The organism is Methyloglobulus sp. (genome assembly GCF_964779595.1).
This window is the reverse complement of record NZ_CBAROL010000066.1, coordinates 1-4,618: the sequence shown is the minus strand read 5'-3', so window position 1 is coordinate 4,618 and position 4,618 is coordinate 1. Positions and strand designations below refer to the sequence as shown.

Below are 4,618 nucleotides of genomic sequence, written 5' to 3'. Positions count from 1 at the left end.
TGAGCTGGTTGCTTTTCATGAAGCTGCTTTCGTTGGGGTCACCGACGGTTTCCAGCAAGGTGCTGGCTTCGGTCAGGCTTTTAGCGTGTACTGTACCAATGGCACAGAGCGCAGCGATTGCGGCGATTAAGGGTTTGAGGTGGGGACGGGACTTCTGTTTAGTATTCATGGTATTCCTCATTATTAAGTTAATGACTGTCAAAACAAGTTATTTGTCGCAGATAAGTATAGTACAAATCAAATATGTTGCAAATAAACAAATTTAATTGGTTTTTCACAACATAATTTTTAAAAAACCTTCTCTTCCGTGCGTTTTTAACAATCATTCACCACTTGCAATACCCAGAAATATTGTTTTATAGCAATAATATAGCTTAATAAAGACAATATATTTTTGACCATTTATTTTTTGAAGCCATATTACTTAATAGTGTCCCTGTTTCGCAACTTTACTCATACTTTTGGTGGCATTCTTGACTTAATCTAAACAACGATTGCTAGTGCTTCCTTAAACGTAGATCACCAAAATGTCAGTTTCTCATCTACACTTAAGGTACAATTAAGCGAGGAAATAACTCATCAATTATGGAGCATATAACGCAAGTTCCTTATGCAAACACCCAATAAAACTTCAGAAAAACGCCGTTATAAGCGCCAAGAAACAAAAGTCGAAGCGGTAATGACGATTGAGGACACCACCTCAATCCAATGTGTCATCCACGATTTTTGTGAACAGGGTCTGTTTTTGCAACTTAAACAGCCCTCCTCCATTGGTTTTCTGAAAAACAAAATCGCCAAGATTTATTTTTCCGCACAAACTGGGCAGGGCAGAGAATACTTCCAAATCGACTCGCAAGTCGTCCGCGTGGCTGATGATGGTATTGGCGTAGTGTTCGAGAATATCTCAGACTCAATGTTCAACGCATTGCAGCAATCAACCAATGTGGGTTCCATTGCTGCACATTCCAACAATCCCAAGTTTTTTCTTACGTCATCAAATCAGGAGCAGTTCAAAGCCGCCTTCAAGGATATGCTGCAAAGCAATTTGCCAGCACTGATGCGTAAATTTTTCAATGATGCTGAAGACGAACTGGAAAAACCGCCTGTTCATGCTGAAAATTTCAGGGATGTAGCCGCACAAGCCAATTTAATCTCGGTGTTGCGGATGAATAAGGACTCACTTATTACCCGTTTTTGCCAAGGACTTACGGCTAGAATTAATTTTACTGGGGATAAAATTGAAGGTAACGTCGGTACTAGCGCACTTGGCAGTACGCTATCTTTGATTGAAAAAGAAGCTTTTGAAGATTCGCTAAACTTCTCTACTTTGATTAGAAAAACCAACGCCCAATACAAAAACCAGCTTTACCAACTGGAACTTAAGATTAGCTATGTCACTTGCTTCCCTCGCTATCTGGTCAAGAACCCCGTTGATCCTGAGCAGTTATGCGAACATTTTCGCAAGGAAATTGCGAGCTTAGAGGACAGTATCGCCGCAAAAAGATCGCTGTATAAGGCTTTTCAGATGACTTTGTCTCAGCATTTATCGGCTTTATACAACGTCTTTGATGCACTGCTGGTCGAATATGGTGCGCCTTCCGGTATAGCACAGGATATTATCTGGAAGAAAAACTATCCAACGAACACTAACCAGCAAACGACATTTTCCGATACGTTCACATCAGGTCAGCAATTGCCGTCTTTTGACAATGATGCTTATGCTTATCCTGAGTCCTACAATGTAGCGGCTTCATCGCCGCCGCCCTCTCGTCAGCTATACCACCCGCCTGTCACCCAAACAGCCGGCAAACTATTCGATCTTATCAATCAAAATTTGGAATTAGCACAATCACACGGTGCTGGTTCTGGTCACGGTTATCTGGGGGGACATCAGAAAGTCAGCTCTGTGGGTAGTTATGAACACACCATTGATGATTTGTTAGCGGCCTTAGCAAAACTACAAGCAACTCGAACCGCTCAACAACTACCTCAAAATGCAACTGCCCTGCTCCAAACCCAGCTCGATCAATATTTAGATTCATCCACGCGTTTGGGTGCTAAAACATTTTCATCAGAAGATAAAACTAAACTGGATGTTTATGATCAGCTTTTTCATGCACTTTCAAGTGAGCTGGATCACACGCCTAATATAAAATCCTATCTGGAAAGTATCAAATTGCCGTTGATGGCGTTGAGCTTACAGGATTCTAAGTTTTTGGATTCGGAAAACCATCCAGCGCGTAACTTATTGAATCAATTGTTTTCCTTAGAAAGCGCGGTTAATCAAAACAAAGTCATCAAGAACACCCAAGTCAAGCAAGTTCTGGATCAGTTGGTGTCCAAAATTGCTCAGGGTTCTATTACTAATCCTGACATTTTTGCAAAAGCCAATGAAGAACTGAAAGAAATTTCCGCCCCTATCGCCAAATCCAGGGAATTGAACGTCCGCCGCGTTATTGAGATTTACGAAGGCAAACAAAAACTTGAACAGGCCCGACTGAAAATCCAACGCGCCATAGATAATCGCTTAGTTGGCAAGGCAGTACCCAGTGTTATCCAGTCATTGCTTGATTCCGGTTGGCAGCATCTGCTGGTTATCGCAGAATTGAACGACAATGACTCCAGCACTCGGCAACGCTATTTTGAAGTCCTGGATGAGCTGCTGGAATGGTATACCGACCTGGAACATCTGCCTGCAAAACAAGACAGCATAATTGAAATGGAGTTGGAATATATCAATACCAACCTAGGTTCTGTTTGCACCAATGCTTTTGTACATAACAAAATTATTGATGAACTTCATGCAACCTTGCTGGGTGCAGGTTCGCCACGCGTTCGAAAACCGATTGATACCACCTTTATTGAAGCCAAAACTAAAACAACAGCCAATGAATTTATTTCTGATAGCTGGCTGTTGCAAGTTGACCAGTTTGAAACGGGAGATTGGTTTACTTTTTCCCTGGAAAAAGAGACTTTTGAGCCACTTAATCTGATATGGATAGGTGAGACACCTCCCGTCTACGTTTTTGTTAATCGTGACGGCTATAAAAAACAAGAACTTACCCGCAGTGAAATTGCAGATCTTCTGGAAAGTGGTGTAGTTACCCAAATTGAGAATCTCGACGAACCCTTAATGGATAGGGCAACGACCACGATGTTGCAGCAAATGCAGGACAAGCTGATACACAGTGTTTCTCACGACCCCATTACCAATTTACCCAATCGCAAACGCTTTCTCCATCTACTCAAAGAACAAATTTCCGACCATGACACCACGCACGTCTTAGGCTATCTGGAAATTGAAGATTTTCGCATTATCACCAATGTCTGCGGTCTGCTAGGCGGCGACCAATTGCTGTTGCAAGTGGCACAATCCGTCAGCAATAATTTGGGTAAAGATGGCATCGTATCGCGGCTGGGCGATAAAACCTTCGGGTTTTTGTTGAAAAACGTATCTGCTGACGAAGGCCAGGAAGCCGCCAAAAACATCCAAATCCTGATAAACAAAACAAACTTTGTTTGGGAAGACAAAAGCTACACGATCAGCGTCAGCATTGGTTTAGTACCGATAATGGAAGGCTTATACAATGCCGAGGAACTGCTGCAAAAGGCGGATTCAGTCAATATTTCCGCAAACCGGGCAGGACACAATCGTATTCGCGTTTATCAAGAAAACGATGAAAGCTTAAAGACGCAAACCGACATCCATGAATGGGCGGGACGTATTGACCGGATATTCTCCGAAAAACGCCTGTTTGCGCGTTGCCAGATGATTGCCCCCATCGATCCTGAAAAAAACAGCCATTCGCATTATGAAATCTTGCTGGGCGTAATAGATGAGGTCGGCAAAATTATTGTCCCCGATAAATTTATTCCCGCCGTCGAGCGTTGCCAACGTATGCCAGAAATTGATCGCTGGATTGTTGAACATGTGTTCGGCTGGATTATGGAAAACCGCGCCTGCTTCGATAAAATCGGCGGTTTTGCTATTAACTTGTCGGGGCAATCTCTTAATTCCGAAGAATTCCTGACCTTCCTCAAGGATCGGCTATCCATGCAGGACGTTCCGGCAGAAAAAATTACCTTTGAAGTCACGGAATCTGTAGCCGCAGGTAGCCTCGCTTTTACTAAACGATTTATTAAAGAGATCAAGTATTTTGGCTGCAAGTTTTCTTTAGATGATTTTGGTACCGGCTATTCTTCCTACTCGTACCTGAAAAGTCTGGATGTCGATTATCTAAAGATTGACGGGTCTTTCATTAAGGACATCGCCAACAGTCCGACCGATGTCGTTATGGTCAACTCCATGAATGAAATCGCACACTCGCTGGAGCTGGAAACGATTGCAGAATATGTAGAAAACATGAAGATACATGCCATTTTGAAGGAGATTGGTGTCGATTATGCCCAAGGCTACGGCATCCATAAACCCATGCCGCTTATTGAATTGGCGGGGTCGATACATTAGTTGTAGATACCGTCTTAAAACCCAAGTGTCAAGGCTTATTTTACTGCGAAAAGAGGATCAAAAGGTTCGCCTGATTTCAAGATAGCAAAGCTAAGATGAATGAGTTTACGCATAGCGGCGCAGGCGATAGCCTTACCATTCTTGCCATTG

General features: G+C 42.8%; 1 protein-coding gene. It reads left to right on the top strand.

Going from position 1 to position 4,618, the window contains the following annotated elements; all coding sequences use genetic code 11:
• The first annotated feature begins 610 nt into the window (after positions 1 to 610).
• Positions 611 to 4,468: a DUF1631 family protein gene (locus tag AC1YY3_RS12815; protein ID WP_481825206.1), complete on the top strand. Its 3,858-nt coding sequence runs from the start codon at positions 611 to 613 to the stop codon at positions 4,466 to 4,468.
• Positions 4,469 to 4,618 lie beyond the last annotated feature (150 nt).

Coding starts and splice junctions, on each gene's coding strand:
- AC1YY3_RS12815 (WP_481825206.1), top strand. CDS start 611: ATGCAAACACCCAATAAAACTTCAGAAAAACGCCGTTATAAGCGCCAA.